Annotated in this window: 2 protein-coding genes; both read right to left on the bottom strand. The window is 64.6% G+C overall.

Annotation, left to right across the window (positions count from 1 at the left end):
• Positions 1 to 116: 116 nt before the first annotated feature.
• Positions 117 to 1,814, bottom strand: a complete 1,698-nt coding sequence (locus tag A9W95_RS12930) for an FAD-binding protein (RefSeq protein WP_067412994.1) — start codon at positions 1,812 to 1,814, stop codon at positions 117 to 119.
• Positions 1,811 to 2,468 (bottom strand): SRPBCC family protein (locus A9W95_RS12925; protein ID WP_305799967.1); only part of this gene is annotated, 658 nt, incomplete at its 5' end. The genes A9W95_RS12925 and A9W95_RS12930, both read right to left, overlap by 4 nt.

Here is a 2,468-nt window from a genome sequence, read left to right as displayed (position 1 = left end):
CCAGGCGCGCCGGGCCGAACTGATGCAATCGGGCATGAAGCCGCGCGATTTCATCGGTCGAGAGGGATCCGACGCATCACCGACGTGACGGCGGCGTCCTGCTGGATCGGTTCGGCTTAGCGGCTCATTTCACCGGCAATTTTGCGGCCGGCGGCGTGCCGGGCGGCTACGTAGCCGAACACCATGGAGCTGGCGATGCTGGCGCCCGCACCGGGATATGTCCGACCCATCACCGTCGCGGTGGTGTTCCCGGTGGCGTACAGCCCTTCGATGACCCGGTCCTGCTCGTCGAGAACCTGCGCGTGCTCGTTGGTGACGACGCCGCCGCAGGTGCCCACATCGGCGGGCAGGACCCTGGTGGCGTAATAAGGCGCACGGTCCAGCGGACCCACGGCGGCATTGGGCCGGTAGCCGGGGTCGCCGAGGCAGTCGTTGTACGCCGATTGGCCCCGGCCGAAATCTGGGTCGAGGCCCTTGGCGGCGAACTGGTTGAACCGCTGCACCGTCTTGACCAATTCCTCGGCAGGAAGGTCGATGTCGCCGGCCAACTCGCCAATGCTGTTGGCCCGCTTGACAGCCCCACTCTGAATCAGCTCGGCAGGCAGATGCTGCCGCTTGAGCGGATTGGTTCCCGCGACGTATCGCCGCACGTACCCGTCGTCGAAGATCATCCAGCACGGCACGGCCTTATTGGCGTACATTGCCTTTCCAACCTCGACGTAGGAGTTGGATTCGTTACAGAATCGCCGGCCGGTGGAGTCGACGTAGATGGCGCCGGGCCGCTGGCGCCCGGATCCCAGTGATGCGGCTACGGCACCGCCGTTGGCGATGAACACCGAAGGCAGCCACCATGCCTCGTCCAACAGGTCGGTCTTGGCACCCAGCCGCATCGCGGTCTGCAGGACTTCACCGGTGTCACCGGCGTTGGCTATCGACCACTGACCCTCATTCGGTTGGTCTCCGCTGTACTTGCGACGCATCTCGGGGTTGTGGCCGAATCCGCCGGCGGCCAGCAGAACGCCTTTGCGGGCTTCCACATGCACCGTTTTGCCGTCACGGATGATGCGTGCACCGACGACCCGGCCGTCTTCGACGATCAGGTCGTCCATGGCGGCACTCGTCCACAACGGGGGCTGCCCGTCGCCGAGGTCGATCAGTGCCTTGAGCATCTGGCCGATCAATGATGCTCCGTTAGTGAGGATCTGGCGGCGGGCGGCGCGGGCGGCGTTGGTACGCGCAAACACCTTGGCGGCCACCGCGAAGGCGCGTGGCGAGCGGTTGTAGTACTGCACGGAACGCAATTCGTTGGTCAACACCACATAGCCGTAATTCTTGGCCAGCGACGGCTGCACCTTGTCGTGCCAAGGACCCAATTCGGCGGCATCGAACGGGACCCCCTCCACCGCGCGACCGAATTCGTTGCCGCCCTTGTGGTTCGGATAGTAGTCGCTCCAGCCGGCGCACCGAATCAGTCGAACGCCTCTGCGCATCAGGAAGTTGATCATCTCGTAGCCGGCGGTGAGGAACATCTCCCGACGGGCCGGCGAGGAGGCCGCACCGATGTCACCCACGACGTCGGCCAAATAGGCCAATCCGTCTTCGTGCGAGTCGGTGATGCCGTCGGCACGCATCAACGGGTTGTTGGGTATCCAGACGATCCCGCCGGACAAGCCAGTAGACCCACCCACCAGCGCCTGTTTCTCGACGATCAACGGTTTCAGTCCGCAATCCAGCGCGGCTAAGCCGGCCACCATGCCGCCTCCACCGCTACCCGCGATCACCAGGTCGACGGAACGGTCCCAGTCGGTGGTCATCGCGCCTCCGAAGTGTGTGACGCGAAGCCGAGGTTGGCCACCGGCACGTCGATGGTGGTGTTGGTCTTCTGAATGGCGGGAACCAACGCGTCGTAGGGCAAGCCGGCCAAGAACCCGTCGATCACCCGCTCAAAGTTCGAGATCAGCCCTTCGATCTGATCCGACAGCCGCATGAACTCAAAGCCTTTCGAATGCAGACCTTTCTGTTGCCGCGGCAGATTCGAGAAGTCCTGGGCAGGGATCGGCGGCCAGCGCGGATCGTCGGGCGCCATCGGCTCGGGAGGGGTAGGGCGACCCGTCGAGAGATCCGACGGGAACCGGGTCAAAGACCAGATTTCGAACAGCGTCTCTTCCGGCCCCAGCGGCCGGATGCGGTAGGACGACGCGCTGCTGTAAGTGGGCAGGATGAAGTGGTGTGGGAACCCGAACCCGATGGCGTCGGTGATACCGCGCCGCACCAAGTCGTTGAGATCGGGCATGTCACTGCCGCGGGCCCGATGCCACCTCACCACGGCGTCATTGAGCGAGCGTTTCCAGGCGGCCATCGCCTCGGCCGGGTCCGACGGCAAGTCGATGGTCTGCAGACCCTCTGCGATGCGAATGTCGTTCTCGTGCGTCATGCCGCCCATCCCGTCGCCCAGCGTCCGCATGAAA

The organism is Mycobacterium sp. 1423905.2 (assembly GCF_001673155.1).
GTDB lineage: Bacteria > Actinomycetota > Actinomycetes > Mycobacteriales > Mycobacteriaceae > Mycobacterium.
This window is presented reverse-complemented; position numbering and strand designations above follow the sequence as displayed.

What these genes read in the sequence shown, in the direction of transcription:
- A9W95_RS12930 (WP_067412994.1), bottom strand. Translation starts at nt 1,814, where the DNA reads ATGACCACCGACTGGGACCGTTCCGTCGACCTGGTGATCGCGGGTAGC.